The 16,427-nt window shown below is 61.8% G+C and carries 15 protein-coding genes; 3 read left to right on the top strand and 12 right to left on the bottom strand.

Translation table 11 applies throughout. The features are described from left to right. Positions 1-65 precede the first annotated feature (65 nt). Genes OKW29_RS22575 through urtA form a run of 7 tightly spaced genes read right to left on the bottom strand, consistent with a single transcriptional unit; the run spans position 66 to position 6,642 of the window. Positions 66-401, bottom strand: coding sequence for an FmdB family zinc ribbon protein (locus tag OKW29_RS22575; protein WP_184039868.1), 336 nt, complete (start codon positions 399-401; stop codon positions 66-68). A gap of 25 nt (positions 402-426) precedes the next feature. Beyond that, positions 427-1,665, bottom strand: coding sequence for a formamidase (gene fmdA / locus OKW29_RS22570; RefSeq protein WP_429292681.1), 1,239 nt, complete (start codon positions 1,663-1,665; stop codon positions 427-429). A 52-nt stretch (positions 1,666-1,717) separates the two neighbouring features. Continuing rightward, positions 1,718-2,407, bottom strand: coding sequence for an urea ABC transporter ATP-binding subunit UrtE (gene urtE / locus OKW29_RS22565; RefSeq protein ID WP_429292680.1), 690 nt, complete (start codon positions 2,405-2,407; stop codon positions 1,718-1,720). 20 nt (positions 2,408-2,427) lie between these two features. Beyond that, the gene (gene urtD, locus OKW29_RS22560) at positions 2,428-3,171 is read right to left on the bottom strand and encodes an urea ABC transporter ATP-binding protein UrtD (protein WP_090804072.1); all 744 of its coding nucleotides are present in this window, start codon (positions 3,169-3,171) and stop codon (positions 2,428-2,430) included. A gap of 3 nt (positions 3,172-3,174) precedes the next feature. Then, the gene (urtC, locus tag OKW29_RS22555; protein WP_184071190.1) at positions 3,175-4,341 is read right to left on the bottom strand and encodes an urea ABC transporter permease subunit UrtC; all 1,167 of its coding nucleotides are present in this window, start codon (positions 4,339-4,341) and stop codon (positions 3,175-3,177) included. A gap of 53 nt (positions 4,342-4,394) precedes the next feature. Continuing rightward, positions 4,395-5,312 carry an urea ABC transporter permease subunit UrtB gene (urtB, locus tag OKW29_RS22550; protein WP_429292679.1) on the bottom strand — a complete coding sequence of 306 codons (918 nt, stop codon included), beginning with the start codon at positions 5,310-5,312 and terminating at the stop codon, positions 4,395-4,397. Positions 5,313-5,367: 55 nt separating this feature from the next. After that, the gene (gene urtA, locus OKW29_RS22545; RefSeq protein ID WP_429292678.1) at positions 5,368-6,642 is read right to left on the bottom strand and encodes an urea ABC transporter substrate-binding protein; all 1,275 of its coding nucleotides are present in this window, start codon (positions 6,640-6,642) and stop codon (positions 5,368-5,370) included. 181 nt (positions 6,643-6,823) lie between these two features. Between urtA and OKW29_RS22540 the strand changes: the two genes are divergently transcribed. Beyond that, positions 6,824-10,252 (top strand): hybrid sensor histidine kinase/response regulator, encoded by a 3,429-nt coding sequence (locus tag OKW29_RS22540; protein ID WP_429292677.1) that lies wholly within the window; start codon positions 6,824-6,826, stop codon positions 10,250-10,252. A gap of 10 nt (positions 10,253-10,262) precedes the next feature. Beyond that, positions 10,263-11,222: a response regulator gene (locus OKW29_RS22535; protein WP_429294910.1), complete on the top strand. Its 960-nt coding sequence runs from the start codon at positions 10,263-10,265 to the stop codon at positions 11,220-11,222. A 223-nt stretch (positions 11,223-11,445) separates the two neighbouring features. Here OKW29_RS22535 and OKW29_RS22530 read toward each other — a convergent pair whose 3' ends face one another. Next, positions 11,446-12,192 (bottom strand): response regulator, encoded by a 747-nt coding sequence (locus OKW29_RS22530; RefSeq protein ID WP_184071184.1) that lies wholly within the window; start codon positions 12,190-12,192, stop codon positions 11,446-11,448. A 558-nt stretch (positions 12,193-12,750) separates the two neighbouring features. Here OKW29_RS22530 and OKW29_RS22525 point away from each other — a divergent pair. Then, positions 12,751-13,497 carry a response regulator gene (locus OKW29_RS22525; protein WP_187619078.1) on the top strand — a complete coding sequence of 249 codons (747 nt, stop codon included), beginning with the start codon at positions 12,751-12,753 and terminating at the stop codon, positions 13,495-13,497. Between the two features lie 805 nt (positions 13,498-14,302). Here the strand turns inward: OKW29_RS22525 and OKW29_RS22520 are convergent. The 4 genes from OKW29_RS22520 to OKW29_RS22505 all read right to left on the bottom strand — a co-directional run bounded on the left by OKW29_RS22520 (position 14,303) and on the right by OKW29_RS22505 (position 16,210). Beyond that, on the bottom strand, positions 14,303-14,554 hold the full coding sequence (locus OKW29_RS22520) for an EF-hand domain-containing protein (protein ID WP_429294909.1): 252 nt from the start codon (positions 14,552-14,554) through the stop codon (positions 14,303-14,305). A 118-nt stretch (positions 14,555-14,672) separates the two neighbouring features. Continuing rightward, the gene (locus OKW29_RS22515) at positions 14,673-15,227 is read right to left on the bottom strand and encodes a glycine zipper domain-containing protein (protein WP_429292676.1); all 555 of its coding nucleotides are present in this window, start codon (positions 15,225-15,227) and stop codon (positions 14,673-14,675) included. Between the two features lie 39 nt (positions 15,228-15,266). Beyond that, positions 15,267-16,067: a MipA/OmpV family protein gene (locus OKW29_RS22510; RefSeq protein WP_429292675.1), complete on the bottom strand. Its 801-nt coding sequence runs from the start codon at positions 16,065-16,067 to the stop codon at positions 15,267-15,269. A 2-nt stretch (positions 16,068-16,069) separates the two neighbouring features. Next, on the bottom strand, positions 16,070-16,210 hold the full coding sequence (locus tag OKW29_RS22505) for a hypothetical protein (protein ID WP_429292674.1): 141 nt from the start codon (positions 16,208-16,210) through the stop codon (positions 16,070-16,072). Between the last annotated feature and the right edge of the window lie 217 nt (positions 16,211-16,427).

Genomic DNA, 16,427 nt, shown 5'->3' with positions numbered 1-16,427 from the left:
CCTCCTTAAGTCCCTCAGATCGCAGGCGGACTTCGGGCCGCCCGCTCCGCTTCAGCACACACTCACTAGTGGCTGATCATCCATGGTCGTCCTGCCGGCCGTTTGAGTCCGTCCGAAGCCGATCCCGCGAGCTTCGCGCTGCCACCCGAGCAGCAACTGCATCCTGCCCGATGACGCAACGGCGCCCCGTCACCGGACTGGCGCGGCGCGTGCTGCGCGCGCTCGTTCGTTGCGTACGCGGAGCGCCGTGTATTCGCCATCAAGGCTAGCGACGGCGCGCTGATCACCCGGCCACTCTCCCCTCCGCACTCGGGACAGCGGCAAGGCTTTTCGCGGTCCGCCATGCGCCGCATGACGGAAAAGGGACCGCAACTCACGCATTCGAAGTCGTAGATCGGCATGACAGGCTCTCCTGGTAGCGTTGGCTCAGACGTTCGCCAGATCCGGCGAGCATGGCAAATCCACACCGCCCTTGATGTGCTGGATGGGCCCATCGGCATTCGGGCGAATGTCGAAGTCGAAGATCTGCGTCGGCAGCCACAAGGTCGCGCACGCATTGGGAATATCGACCACGCCGCTGATGTGCCCCTGCACCGGCGCACAACCGAGCAACGAATACGCCTGCGCGCCCGAATAGCCGAACTTCTTCAGATACTCGATCGCGTTCAGACAAGCCTGCCGATACGCGACCGTCACGTCGAGATAATGCTGAGCGCCCTGCTCGTCGACCGAAATGCCTTCGAAAATGAGGTAGTCGTTGTAATTCGGCGTGATAGGACTCGGCTGGAATACCGGATTGCGAATTCCGTATTTCGCCATGCCACCCTTGATCAGATTCACGCGCATGTGTACCCAGCCCGCCATTTCGATCGCGCCGCAAAACGTGATCTCGCCGTCGCCCTGGCTGAAGTGCAGATCGCCGACGGAAAGTCCTGCGCCATCCACATAGACGGGGAAGAACACCTTCGAGCCGCGCGACAGATCCTTGATGTCGCAATTACCGCCGTGCTCACGCGGCGGCACGGTGCGCGCCCCTTGCGCCGCCGCCTTGTCACGCGCGTCGCCCGTGAGTTGCCCCATATGCGCGGTCGCGGCGAACGGCGGATTCGCCAGCGGCGGCACGCGCTCCGGCGCGGTCGCGATCAGGCCGGTTTCGCGTGCGTTCCAGGTTTCCAGCAGTTTCGGATCAGGCAGGCATCCGATCAGGCCGGGGTGAATCAGACCCGCGAAATTCACGCCTGGAATGTGGCGCGAGTTCGTGTAGACGCCGTGAAAATCCCAGATCGACTTCTGCGCGGCGGGAAAATGATCGGTGAGAAAACCGCCGCCATTGGACTTCGAGAAAAATCCGTTGAAGCCCCACTGGCTCTCGGACTTCGCACCGATGTCGAGCAGGTCCACGACCAGCAGATCGCCGGGTTCCGCGCCATGCACGCCGACCGGGCCGGACAGAAAATGGACGATCGACAGATCGATGTCGCGCACGTCGTCGGCGCTGTCATCGTTCTTGATGAAGCCGCCGGTCCAGTCGTAGGTTTCGAGGATGAAGTCGTCGCCGGGCTTGACCCAGCAAGCCATCGGAATATCCGGGTGCCAGCGGTTGTGCACCTGCGTGTTTTCGTAGGCCGGCTGGTTCAGATCCACCTTGATGAGAGTATCGGGCATTGCGTTCGCTCCGTGGTTCGAGGGTCAGTAAATGCGGTTCGGTGCGCCGCACTCATACCGAGAGGTATTCGCGGATGCGGTCGGTGTCGCCTGCATCGCGGGTGCTTTGATGTACGAAGCGGCCGCCTTCGATCACGAAGAGCCGGTCGGCGACGTCGAGCGCGAAGCTCAACACCTGCTCGGACACCACGATGGCAATGTTGCGGCTCGTGCGAATCTGATTGAGTGCCTTCGCGATGTCCTTGATGACGGACGGCTGAATGCCCTCGGTAGGCTCGTCGAGCAGCAACACCTTCGGATCGGTCGCGAGCGCGCGCGCAATCGCGAGCTGCTGTTGCTGGCCGCCCGAGAGGTTGCCGCCCTTGCGCCGTCGCATGTCGAACAGCACGGGAAAGAGCGCGTAGAGATCGTCGGGCACGAGCTGGCTGCGCGCCTTTTCGAGGCCCGTCTGGATGTTCTCCTCGACGCTCAGCGACGCGAAGATCTGCCGACCTTGCGGCACGTAGCCGATCCCTTTCGCTACGCGCCGGTAGCTCTCGTCTTTGGACACGTCGGCGCCGCCCACCCGCACCGTGCCGCGATTGGCGGGCAGCATGCCTATGAGCGCCTTGAAAAGCGTCGTCTTGCCCATGCCGTTGCGGCCCATCACCGCGACGCTTTCGCCGTTCGCCACGGAAAATCCGATGCCGTGCAGCACCTCGCTCTGGCCGTAGCTGACCACGAGACCGTCGACTTCCAGCATGATGTGTTCTCCGTGTAAATTCAGTGGCCGAGATAGACATCGATCACGCGAGGATCGGATTGCACCTGCGCCATCGGCCCTTCCGCGAGGATCTTGCCTTGGTGCATGACCGTGACCTTGTGCGCGATCCGCTCGACGAAGGCCATGTCGTGCTCGATCACGATCATCGAGCGATTGCGGCAAATGTGATCGAGCAGTTCCGCTGTGACTTCCCGTTCGCGCGCGCTCATGCCTGCAATCGGTTCGTCCAGCATCAGGAGTTCGGGGTCCTGCATCAGTAACATGCCGATTTCCAGCCACTGCTTCTGGCCGTGCGACAGCAGCCCGGCTTCGAGATCGAGCGAAGCGGCAAGACCGATCTCATCGGCTACCGCACGCACCCGGTCGGCCACTTCGGCATCCTCGCGATAGGCGAGCGCGCCGAACACGCTGCGTCCGCGCGGAAACGACACTTCGAGGTTTTGCGCGACGCTCAGGTTTTCGTAGATCGACGGCGTCTGGAACTTGCGACCGATGCCCTTGCGCACCCGCCGGAACTCGGCGAGATTCGTGATTTCCTCGTTGCGGAACTTGATGCTGCCGGCGGTTTCCCTGGTCTTGCCGCAAATCAGATCGAGCAGCGTCGTTTTGCCCGCACCGTTCGGGCCGATCACGACGCGCAATTCGCCGCGCTCGAGATAGAGGTTCAACGAATCGATCGCCTTGAAACCGTCGAACGACACGCTCAGATCTTCGATCGCAAGCAGAAAGTCAGTGTTGCTCATGCGTCAGATCTCCTTGTTCGCTGCGCCGAGCCACCGGCGGATACGCGGCCGGGCATGCTCTTCGTAGAGACCCGCGAGCCCGTTCGGAAAGGCCATCACCACGCCGATGAACATCGCCGCCATCAGATAGAGCCAGAGATCAGGCAGGCTCTCCGAGAACCAGCTTTTGCCGAGGTTGACGAGAATCGCGCCATACACCGCACCCACCAGTGACATGCGTCCGCCGACTGCGGCATAGATCACCATCTCGATCGACGGCACGATGCCGACGAACGACGGTGACATGAAACCCACCTGCAACGTGAACATTGCGCCGCCGACAGCCGCGAGCAGCGCCGCGAGGCAGAACGCGAACACCTTGAACATCGCGACGTCGTAACCGGAGAAGCGCACGCGGTCCTCCTTGTCGCGCATCGCGAGCAGCAGCGTGCCGAGCTTGCTGCGCTGGACCCAGCGACACGCGAGCAGCGCGCCGATCAGCAGCACCGCATTGACGAAATAAAGAACCAGCTTCGCGTGGTCGGTGCGGATGTCCCAGCCGAGCAGCGTGCGCAGATCGGTGATCCCGTTCACGCCACCCGTATATCCTTGCTGGCCGATGATCAGCACCGAAAGAATCAAGGCGACCGCCTGCGTGATGATCGCGAAGTACACGCCGCCCACCCGCCGCTTGAACATCGCATAACCGACGACGAACGCGAGAGCCGTAGGCACCACGAGCACGGCGAGGATCGAGAACGGTAGAGAATGAAACGGCCTCCACCACGTAGGCAGCGCGGTGAGCTGATTCCAGTCCATGAAGTCGGGAATGCCGGGCGTGGTCTGCGTGTGGGTGGCGGCCGGGTCGGACGCCTCAAGCTTGAGGAACATCGCCATCGCGTAACCGCCGAGGCCGAAGAACACGCCTTGTCCGAGGCTGAGCACGCCGCCGTAGCCCCACGCGATCACGAGGCCAATCGCCACGAAAGCGTAGGTGAGGTACTTGCCCATCAGGTTCAGGCGAAACGTATCCAGCACAAGCGGAAACACGACGACGATCAGCACCGCGAGTATCGCGATGCCCACGTAACCCGACGCGTCGAGCCGCATCGCGAGCGCGCGCCAGCCTCCCGGCGCGCTGGGACCGGATCGCGGGGAAACGCTCCCCGCCACGGCTTGGATGGGTTCCATGTGCATCTCCATACGAATTAATCAGTGAATGAGCCGTGCACGGCGCCCCGCACTCACACGCGCCGCACCTTCGACGCAAAAAGTCCCTGCGGACGCAGCATCAGGATCACGACGACCGTCAGCAGCGTAAGAACACGTGCAATCGAACCCGACAGGAAAAACTCGCTGATCGACTGCATCTGCGCGATGCCGAACGCCGAGGCCACGGTGCCGAGCAGGCTCGCCGCGCCGCCAAAGGTGACGACAAGAAACGAATCGACGATATAGAGAGAACCGCTGGTGGGTCCGGTCGAGCCGATCGCTGTGAACGCCGCGCCCGCCACCCCCGCAATACCGCAGCCAATCGCGAAGGTCATCCGGTCAGTGCGCCGCGTGTTGATGCCGGCAGCGTTGGCCATGGGCCGGTTGGCAACCGTGGCACGCACGCGCAGGCCCCAGCGCGAGCGGTAGAGCGCGAGCAGCAGTCCACCTGTCATGATCAGCGCGAGTCCCATCACGAACATGCCGCTGACTGGAATATCCAGGCCAGGCGCTGGCTCCCAGGAGCCCATCAGCCAGTCGGGCAGCGCAGGACTCACTTCCTTCGGCCCGAACGTCGAGCGAAACACTTGCTGCATGCCGAGACTCAGACCCCAGGTAGCGAGCAGCGTGTCGAGCGGACGGCGGTATAGATGGCGGATCAATGCCCATTCGGCGAGCCAGCCCGCCGCGAACGCGAGGCCGAACGCCGCGACGATCGCGAAGAAAAAGTACACCGGCGTGAACGCGTGCCAGACGTTCTGCGAGAACCACGAAAACATGTAGACGGTATAAGCGCCGATCGTCATGAATTCACCGTGCGCCATGTTGATCACGCCCATCTGGCCGAAGATCACGGCGAGCCCAAGCCCCATCAGGAGCAGAACGCTGAACAGGCTCAGACCGGCGAAGCCCTGCATCAGCGTGATGTTGAAAATGTCGGTGGCGGACATCGAGCGCTCCTCGCGCGGCGGCGCGTTGCGTCGCCGCGCAGCTGCGGTTGACGGATTACATGTAGCCCTTCGGGAACGGATTCGGCTGGATCGGCTGGTCGGACTGCGCGACGACCTTGAATTGGCCGTCTGCCTGGCCCTGCCCGATCAGCGAGCGGCTCCACAGGTGGTGATTCGCATCGACCTTCGCATAGCCCTGCGGCGCATTGGCCACGTCGATGCCCGCCGACGACGCCACCACCTTGTCCACGTCGAAGCTGCCCGCGCGCTCGCAGGCGGCCTTCCAGATCCATGGGCCGAGATACGCGGCCTGGGTCACGTCGCCGATCACGGACTTCTGGCCGTAGCGCGCCTTGAACGCAGCGACGAACTTCTTGTTGTTCTCGTTATCGAGTGCCTCGAAGTATTTCATCGACGAATAGAAGCCCGCGAAGTTGTCGCCGCCGATGCCGAGCACTTCGTCCTCGGTTACCGACAGCGTCAGCAGGAACTGCTTCTGCGGAGTGATACCGGCCGCCTTGAGCTGCTTGTAGAACGCAACGTTCGAGCCGCCCACCACGCTCGCGAAAATGCAGTCCGGCCGCGCGAGCTTGATCTTGTTCATCAGCGACGCAAACTCGGTCGTGCCGAGCGGGTAATACTCCTCGCCGACGACCTTCGCGTGCAGATGCTGCTCGATATGGCGGCGCGCGATCTTGTTCGACGTACGCGGCCAGATATAGTCGGAACCAATCAGGAAAAACGTCTTGGCCTTCTTCGTGTTCGACGCCCAGTCGAGCGCCCAGAGAATCTGCTGGGTCGCTTCCTGGCCCGTGTAGAACACGTTCTTCGACTGTTCGAGGCCTTCGTAGAAGGTCGGGTAATAGAGCAGCCCGTTGTCCTTCTCGAACACCGGCAGCACTGCCTTGCGCGAGGCCGAGGTCCAGCAGCCGAACACGGCGGTGACGTGGTCGTTCTCGAGCAGCTTCTTCGACTTCTCCGCGAAAGTCGGCCAGTCGGAGGCGCCGTCTTCCTGAATGATCTGGATCTTGCGCCCGAGCACGCCGCCCATTGCGTTGATCTGCTCGATCGCGAGGCGTTCGGCCTGGATCGAACCGGTTTCGGAGATCGCCATCGTGCCGGTCGCCGAATGCAACTGGCCGACTGTCACCGTGGTATCGGTCACCGCGAGTCCGGTGGTGTTCACCTTGGCGGTGGGCGGCGTTTGAGCAAATGAAGTACGTGGCAGCCCCAGCGCCATCAACGGCGCGGCGGCGAGGCCGCCGATCAGTTTCCGGCGCAACGGCGACGGTGTGCGGGCATCATCATCGATTCGATCGTCTGCGGACATCACATTCTCCTTATCGGTCGCCCTGCGCTTCTTGCGAGAGCTGGTTCGAGGTTGGACGCAATGTAGAAAGCCAAATTGGCAACCGGAATACGTCGATTGACGTATTCCCCGCAGTCGCACTGGAATGTAATTTGCATCAGACACCGATCCGATCGTTTCCGCACCAATCCAGATCATCTCCATGCCCCAGAGTCACCCGTCAGTGGGCACGCCCAGTACCCAACGCATCGTCAAGGTGCGGCGCGACTACAATGCGTGGGTCGGCGACGAAACGCTTGAGGATTACGCGTTGCGCTTCACGCCGCGTTCGTTTCGACGCTGGTCGGAACTGCGCGTCGCCAACACGGCAATCGGCGCCGTGTCTTTTCTGGTGCTCGAAGCGATCGGCGGCAGTCTCGTCGTCAACTATGGCTTTACGAACGCGGTCTGGGCGATCGCGGTCGTATCGGTGCTCATCTGGCTCACCAGTCTGCCGATCAGCTTTTACGCCGCACGCCATGGCGTCGACATGGATCTGCTGACGCGCGGCGCGGGCTTCGGCTATATCGGCTCGACGCTCACGTCGCTGCTCTATGCCGTCTTCACGTTTATTTTTTTCGCGCTCGAAGCGGCCATCATGTCGCTCGCGTTGCAACTCTATTTTCATATCTCGCTGGCGATCGCCTATGTACTGAGCTCGCTCGTCGTGATTCCGATCGTGATGTTCGGCATCACGCTGATCAATCGGCTGCAAAGCTGGACTCAGCCGCTGTGGCTGGTACTGTTCGCGCTGCCCTATGCGGCTGTGCTGTGGCACCATCCGGGTCTGGTGCACGAATGGACGACCTTTGCCGGCTTCGCTCCGCAAGGCCGCGCGTTCAGCGTGATCGCGTTCGGGCAGGCCTCGACCGTGGTGTTTGCATTGATCGTGCAGGTCGGCGAGCAGGTGGATTACTTGCGCTTCCTGCCGCCGCTGACTGCAAAGAACCACACGCGCTGGTGGCTCGCGCTGCTGTCGGCGGGACCAGGCTGGATCGTGCCCGGCGCGCTCAAGATGCTCGGCGGCGCATTCCTCGCCTTCGTCGCGATCCAGTATGAAGTCAGTCCGGCGGAGGCCACGCAGCCCACCCAGATGTACCTCGTCGCCTATCACTTGCTGCTCGATCCGTTTGGGCTCGCGAGCTGGGCGCTGCCCGCGATGACGCTGTTCGTGATCGTTTCGCAGTTGAAGATCAACGTGACGAATGCGTACGCGGGCTCGCTCGCGTGGTCGAATTTTTTTGCCCGTCTGACGCATAGCCATCCGGGGCGGGTGGTGTGGCTCGTGTTCAATGTGATGATCGCGCTGCTGCTCGTGGAAATGGGTGTATTCGAGGCGATCGCCAGGGTGCTGTCGCTCTACGCAAACATCGCGATCGCGTGGATCGGCGCACTGTTCGCCGATCTCGTCATCAACAAGCCGCTTGGGCTTAGCCCGCGTCATATCGAATTCAAACGCGCACACCTGTACGACGTGAATCCCGTCGGCGTAGGCGCGATGCTGATCGCCGCCGCCGCCGCGATGCTCGCGCGGAGCGGCATGTTCGGCTTGCTGGCACAAGCCATGTCGTCGTTCATCGCGTTCGGCGTGGCGCTCGCCTGTGCTCCGGTGCTCGCGATCGTCACGCGCGGACGCTACTACATCGCGCGCGCCGCCCAACCCACGGGCAACGCCACTTCGCTTCGCTGCGCGATCTGCGAGAACGCGTTCGAACCGGAAGACACAGCCTTCTGCCCTGCCTACGGCGGCACGATCTGCTCGCTGTGCTGTTCGCTCGATTCGCGCTGCCACGATCGCTGCAAGCCGCACGCACGCTTCGCGTCGCAAGCCGATCACGCGCTACATCGCGTGTTTCCCCGCGTGCGGCTCGGCCCAGCCGCGCTGCGTCTCATGCACTATGCCAGCCTCATGTGCGCGATACTCGCGGTGCTCGCGAGCGTGCTCTATCTGATCTGGTCACAGAGTGTGACCTCGCTCGCCGTCGACGGATCGTCGATCGACAGCGCGATCGGCCACAGTTTTCTGAAGATATTCTTCGCGCTTTCTCTCGTCGGCTGCATAGCGGCGTGGTGGTTCGTGCTGGAGCGCGAAAGCCGTCGCGTCACGCAGGAAGAATCGCAACGGCAAAACGAATTGCTGATGCAGGAAATCGACGCGCACCAGAAAACCGACGCCGCGCTCAAGCGCGCGACGGCCGCCGCCGAATCGGCGAATCAGGCGAAAAGCCGCTACGTGTCCGGTTTGAGCCACGAGTTGCGCACACCGCTGAACAGCATTCTCGGCTATGCACAGTTGCTTTTGCAGGCGAAAGAGGAGTTTTCGCCGACGCGCTACAGCGCCGTGCGAACGATTCACCGCAGTGGCGAACATCTGCTTGCGCTCGTCGATGGGCTGCTCGACGTCGCGCGTATCGAGGCGGGCAAGCTGGAACTGAACATCGCACGCGTGTCACTGGTGGATTTCGTCGCGCACGTCACCTCAATGCTGCGCCCGCAGGCCCTCGAGAAAACGCTCGCTTTCGACGTGCAGACCGTAGGCCGCCTGCCCGCCACCGTGCGTACCGACCAGAAATGCATGGGTCAGATTTTGACCAACCTGATCGGCAACGCGATTCGCTTCACGTCCACGGGTACAGTGACGCTGCGCGTGAGCCACGTGCTCGACACGTTGAAGTTCGAAGTAGTCGACACCGGCCCCGGAATTCCTCCGGCCGAGATGGAGCGCCTGTTCCTGCCGTTCGAGCGAGGCGAAGCGGCGCATGCGCACGATCACGGCGCGGGACTGGGGCTCACGATCTGCCGGCTTCTCACGCAGGCACTCGGTGGCAGTCTGGAAGTGGACAGCGAGGTCGGGCGCGGCACCCGCTTCATCGTGCGACTGTTCGCGCCAGCAGTGAACAGCGCAGCCGACGCGCGCACTGAACTCGCGGCGATCCGCGGCTATACCGGGCCGAAGCGCGCGATTCTCGTCGTCGACGATCTCGCGGATCAGCGCGGCATCGTCGTGCAACTGCTGACGCCGCTCGGCTTCGACGTCGCCGAGGCGGAGAGCGGCCCCGACGCGTTGCGCTGGCTGGCGACACACAGCGTCGAGGTGATCATCATGGACATCTCAATGCCGCTGATGGACGGCTACGAAGCCAGCCGGCTGATCCGCGAAAACCAGTTGTCGAACGCCCCGATCGTGCTGCTTTCGGCTAATGCATTTGCCGACGATCGGGAACGCGCGAGCGCGACCGGATGCGCCGGATATCTCGTGAAGCCGCTCCAGATCAATTTGTTGCTCGACAAGCTCGCGCAGTTACTCGTGCTCGACTGGATCGCATCCGAGCCGTCCACGTCCGCGCAAGCCACGCCGCCCGTCAGGCACGCGTCACTGGACCTCGCGTGGCCGAAAGCGGTGCTTGAGCGGCTGCGCGCACACCTCGAAGTCGGCTACCTGCAAGGCGTGATCGAACAACTCGACTCGGCGCGCGCGGCCTGGCCCGCGCTACAGGAGCAGATCGACGTGTTGCGCGCTTTGGCGGAACGCTTTCAGCTAAGGGAGCTTGAGCATGAACTCGACCGACTGTCTCGCGCCGCGGACGTCTGACGCGCGCGCGATGAACTCCACCGATGCGTCGCCCGAGTGGCTGCGCGAGCGTCCCGTCGTGTTGATTGTCGACGACACGCCGGACAACCTGGCATTTCTCTCCGATACGCTTCAGGCACATGGTTACGCGGTGCTGGTCGCGCTCTCGGGCGAAGATGCGCTCAAGCGCCTCGCACGCGTGACGCCCGACGTCGTGTTGCTCGACGCGATGATGCCTGGCATGGATGGCTTCGAGACCTGCAGCCACCTGAAGCAGGACGTTCGCCACGAACATCTGCCCGTGATCTTCATGACGGCATTAACGGAAAGCGAGCATGTGGTGCGCGCGTTTCGCGTCGGCGGCATCGACTATGTGACGAAACCCGTGCGTCCCGAGGAGGTTTGCGCGCGCATTGGCGCACACGTGCAGCGCTCACGTGCGCAACTCTATGCGCACGCGGCACTGTCGCTCGATGCGCGGGCGGCGCTGATCGTCGGCGCCGATGGTGCGATCCGCTGGCAGAGTCCGCAAGCGGCACGGCAAATTTCTGCCTACCGGGCCAGCCACGCCGATGACCTCGTGCAAGCGGTTGCGCACCCCATGTTGCCGCCGCTGTTGCGCGACTGGTTTGCGGACTGGCTCGGGCGCGGGAGTCCGACCGGCGCCGTCCTCGAATTCACCGCAGGACACGTGCGGCGTTCTGTGAGCGCAACCTCCGCTCCCGATCCTGGAGAGTGGATCCTCACCCTCAAGGAGACCGATGACACTGTGCACAGCAGCGCACTCGCGGCGCGCTTCAATTTGACGGCGCGCGAGGCCGAAGTGCTGCTCTGGGTCTCTCGCGGCAAGACGAATCGCGATATCGGCGACATTCTCGGCATGGCGCCGCGCACGGTGAACAAGCACCTCGAACATCTGTTCCGTAAGCTGCACGTCGAGACGCGCGCGGCTGGCGCTGCACTTGCGATCAAGGCGCTGGACAGGGCCTGAAATAGCTGAACGTTCGCGGAAGCGATGACGGAAACTACCCTGCCTTGTTGTTTTACCCGAGCAGCCGCGGCACGCTCGACGCTTTGTCGGGAGCCACACGAGTTGCGGGAGTTGCAGCGCAAGAGACCCGATGAACGCTGTAGCCACGGCGTTGCGCGCGGTGTACACGGAAAGCAGAGGAAGCGGCTTGAATGTCACTTTCGAGCGTCCAACAGGTGACGCTTCAGTTTGAGGTTGCAACGAGCATGTAGCCGAGGCCCCACACTGTGCGGATATGTCGCGGCGAGGTTGCCTCTGTCTCAATCACCTGTCGTAAGCGAAGAACTTGCACGTCAACGCTGCGGGCGCTCGCCTCATATTGCGACCCGCGCGCGCGCTCTATCAGATTTGCGCGGCTTACGGGACGGTTTGGCGTCTCCGCAAGCGCACACAGGAGACGCATTTCAGCTGCGCCGAGTTCGACGATGCCCGCTTCGTCCGACATCAATTCTCTACGCCGAACGTCCAGCCTGAAGGCGCCGAACCGCAAGCATTGCGACTCGCCTGCGAGCAGCATCTCGCCCCGCACGTTTTGCAGGCGCACCTGAAACTGCTGCCGACGTAACATCGCCCGAACCCGCGCTATCAGTTCGCTCGGCAGAAACGGTTTCGCGAGATAGTCGTCGGCGCCAATCTCCAAACCTACGACCTTGTCCGCGGGATCGCCACGCGCTGTTAGCATGAGGATGGGGATTGTCTCTCTCCGAGCACGCAACCGACGGCAGATGGACAGGCCGTCTTCGCCTGGCATCATGATATCGAGAATCAACAGGTCGAACGGGTAGCGCTCGATCAATACGTCCAACTCAATGCCTGTCTTCACCGCGCGCACCGAGAAACCTTGTGCCGTCAGAAAGCGTTGCAGCATATTGCGGATTTCAACATCATCGTCAAGCACGATGATGCGACCGGTTGGCAGATCATCTGACATATGATTAAGCAGACACCTCTAATAACGCCTGTCTTTTAGTTCCTGTTTCCGATGCTACGCGGCGAACCGCTTAGCTTCGCTACAGCCGTCACGTGCCTCGGTGGGCGGCGACAATCTCGTCGAAGCGGGCTGCACCGGGCGGCCTGCCGGCCAAAGGAAGTTCCGTATGGTTCGACGAACGGAATATACAAGGATCTCCGCACTGGATGTGTTGGAAAGGTATGTCAAAAGATGTCATCGATTGTGCTGGCCACAACACTGACTGGCGAAAGCCCACGACCGCCCGGCGCCACCCGTATGTACCGGGCATGTCATCCTGACTGCTCATATTACATCTGTCGCTCGTGGTCAGCGAGAAAGCGAGTGCACCCGTGCATTTGCGGACAGAAAAACAGGCCTCGTCGATGACATTTCTTGACATGAATTGCTAACACCTGGCGTTATGAAATTCGCCTACATTTCTTCGATCGATCGTGTGCTGCAGCTTCTGCGGTGCGCTCGCATTGCGGTTAGTCGCGGCCCCGGTCATCACTCGTTTGTGATCGTTATTCTCTTCCTATGTCAGCTCAGATTCTTCTAATCGACGACGACGCCGAATTGTGTGATGCGACTCGCCGCTACCTGGTAAGGTGGGGTTTCGACGTGTCAGTGCTACATGATGCGCGTTCGCTCGAACACCGGCTCAAACACGAACGCCCGGACCTGATAGTGCTCGATCTTATGATGCCGGGCGTCGACGGCTTGACGGCACTACGTAGGTTGCGCGCATCAGGCGACGACATTCCAGTCTTGATGCTCACCGCCCGCGCCAACGAAGAGGACCGCATCGCTGGCCTCGAATTGGGTGCCGATGACTATCTCCGCAAACCGTTTAACCCGCGTGAGCTGGTAGCACGGATTCAGTCAGTGCTGCGGCGCCAGCGCGCCGTACCCGATGCGGGCATTCCCCAACGACGGCAACCTTACACATTCGGCGCGTTCACGCTGGACTTTCAGTCGCGCACTCTGAATAGCGGAGAGACGTCTCTTACCTTATCTGCCAGTGAGTTTGCGCTGCTGCAGATTTTCGTTAATTCTCCCATGTGCACACTCACCCGCCGGCGTCTGCTCAAGTCACTTCATGGCGCGGAATCCGAGTCCGCCGATCGCGGCATCGACGTTCAGGTCTATCGTCTGCGCCGCATCGTGGAAACTGACCCGTCGACACCACGATTCATCCAGACCGTTCGCGGGTGCGGATACGTCTTCGTGCCGGACCTCGAAGAGCATGCTGCCGGCACATCGACTCACCATTCGCATAACTGAGGTCTCTTGTTGCCCTCATGTTGCTGTTGCGCCTTTCGCGGAATATGCGCTTATTGCTTCGAGCGCGACCAGTCGCCAAACTACTATACGGTAGCAGCGGCCAGGTGGTGACCACCGCGAACGCCATGGCAAGGGTAATCGAAGATAAGTCGAGCGCCGGCTTACTGACTCATTCAGATATACACGATTTTTGAGCGGCCGTTATATCCTGGCCGCTATCCGTGAACTGGACGCAGTTGCGCATCGTCCCTGCGGCGAGCTTCGGACAGGATGCAAAGCGGCCGCTATGCATCCCGCCCGCCCACGGGGCGGACACGAATAGACTCAGGTCAATAGTACGCGGGAGCGACGATCAGTGGCGGTCGAGGGACTACAACCAGTGGCCGGGCCACTATTGGACGACCCACCGGAACGACTACACAGCCGCTAAGCACCGCGGCACTCATGCAAAAACCGGCAGCAAGCGCAAAGCGACAAAGAACACGCGCATCAAGCATTATTTCAACTCCTTTCAATTGAGGCTCAGCGACTGGCATTAGGGATGCGTTCAGGCATTACCGCTGGGGACGCCGCGCCGCTCGTGTCCCAGACCGTAATCCGCATTTGGGGGCGCCACGCGGGGATTGATTTCGGTGCGCCAGGCCCGCAGGACTTCCTGCTATCGACTTGCCCATGGCGGGTTGCTAGCGTCGGGTTACCGGAGCGCGCAGCAGCCCCATCATTCGACGTGATGAGGCGACCCGATGGAACAAATTCAATACACGGTTAAACCAGCCGAGGGTATTGAAGCTTGCCTTGCAAGCGCTTACTGCTGATGCTGCGCGGCGAACTGCTCGATCTGCTCAAGCGTCACGTACCCTTGATGCGTAGTATCGATCTCATCGAAATGGGCTGCGACGCGCGGCATACCTGCCTGCGCCTGTTCTTTCGTGAGCTTGCCGTCATGAGTTGCATTCGCGGCAGTAAAGCGCGCTTCCAACATCTGCTGCATGCTGCTCTGCGCGAACGCAGACGACACAGCGAACGTTGCAGCCAGAATAATGAATAAACGTTTCATCAAAGACTCCGTTAAGAAATGAATGGTGTGCACGGAATAGCCGGAGGACAAAGCTCGACCCAAGATTTCCAGCCGGCAGAATTCGAGGTCAAGCCATGCCACGACCATATGAGCGAAATCAGTACGGTGCGTAGTAGTAAGGTGGGGGGGCGCCATAGATTACGGCGCGGGGTGGCACGGGGCGTACAGGCACGACGATCGCTGCCGGACGCGGTGTTTCGATCGTATCTCCCTTCGCCGCGATGCATTGCGCGTACGCGTTGTCGTATTGCTGCTGCAACGACGCTTCGGTCTGATTGTGCTGCGCCGAGCCCATCATGCTGCCGAGCAGCAGTCCGGCACCCGCACCGATTGCGGCGCCGGCACCGGCGTTGCCCGCCCCGGCGCCGATCAGAGCCCCCGCCGCGGCGCCTCCAGCCGTGCCGACGGCGGTAGCAGCAAGTCCGGAGGTTGCCGGCTGATGCGAGGCCGCCGCCGGATTCACGACCTGCGTCGCGTACGTGCGGCAGCTATAGTCGTCCTGCTGGAACTGGTTGAGGGTCTTGCCGTTCGCTGGGACCGCCATGACGGTAGGCGCACTCGGCGGCGTAACCGCACACCCCGCCATGCCCAGCCCAACAGCGAGGCTGACAAGCAGTGGCGCGATACGAGTCGATGTCAGATTCTGGTTCATTGATAGTGCTCTCACGATGATGCAGCGCGAAGTAAGCGCTCAGAAGTGGTAAGCAGCGCCCACCGATCCAAATACAGCCGCGCGTCGTTCAACGATCGGACTGTTCGCAGCATCGCCGAGCAAGGAACCGACGCCGAAGGTGCTTTGCAGTGACCACTGCTGGTTCAGCCGATGATCCCAGTCGACCTTGAGGTCGGCTCGCGAAAAGCCAGCTGAGGGGTGATACGGCGAGAGGCCGGTCGTGCTGGACGCAGCCTGCTCGCTGTCGATTCCGAACCGCGTCTGCTGCGAAGGTCCGTTGGACCACACGGTGTCGGCGGACACCTTCACCCGGTCAACGGGCTTCTGGACCAGCGCATAGGACGCGCTCAGCGTGACACGATTGCCATAGCCGGCATGCGCGGACTGAAGGAAGCGCAGACCGGCGCTCGCTGGACCATAATGCCAGCGCGCGAACGCACCGAAGTCGAAGGACGTTGCGATATCTCCGATGCCGTTGAGCACCGCCGCATCGTCCTGGTTGCGGCCCAGTTGAACGCCGATCAGCGGGCCCACCGCAACACTCGGCCCCAACGGGTAGGCGACGCCGCCCGTGAGCCCCTGCACGAAGATTGCCCCCTTCGACAGCGACAGCATGGGCAACGGCAGCACACGATAGGACTTGCCGCCTTCATAGTGGGGCAATGCGGTCACGTCGATGCCCACGGTGTTGTCCGGCGACGACTGCGCCAACGCCGGTGACTTATGCAGGCACGCGCTGGCAATGACAGCGAGCGCGCCCAGCCACCGTCGTGCGCGGCCTCGCTTGAAAACTGCGGTGACAAAGCGATTGTCATGCATGTTCAAGCCCATCCATCGATGGTTGTCGGGCGAACCGCAACGCCCACGCTGATATCAATCGCCAGGGACCCCGCAGGCGCCTTGCCGACAGCCATAGAAATTGCCGCACTGGCAGCAGACACGAGAACGATTTGAAATTTCACTGCACACTCTCCATGTGATGGATTCGCCCCACTGGCGAACCCCGCATGACACAGCCGCCAATGTAGGGAACCTGTGCGCTACATGTTGTTGGAAATGTGTTGCATGTCATGTCAAGCCACGTCGCGGGGAAGCGATACCGCACGAGTGGACGTAACAGGGCCTTGCACGCAGTTCGAGACGCGGACTTTGAAAAACGGCCGTGGGCGCTACCGGACT

This window comes from Paraburkholderia sp. CI3, assembly GCF_050436505.1.
Lineage (GTDB): Bacteria > Pseudomonadota > Gammaproteobacteria > Burkholderiales > Burkholderiaceae > Paraburkholderia > Paraburkholderia tuberum.
This window is presented reverse-complemented; position numbering and strand designations above follow the sequence as displayed.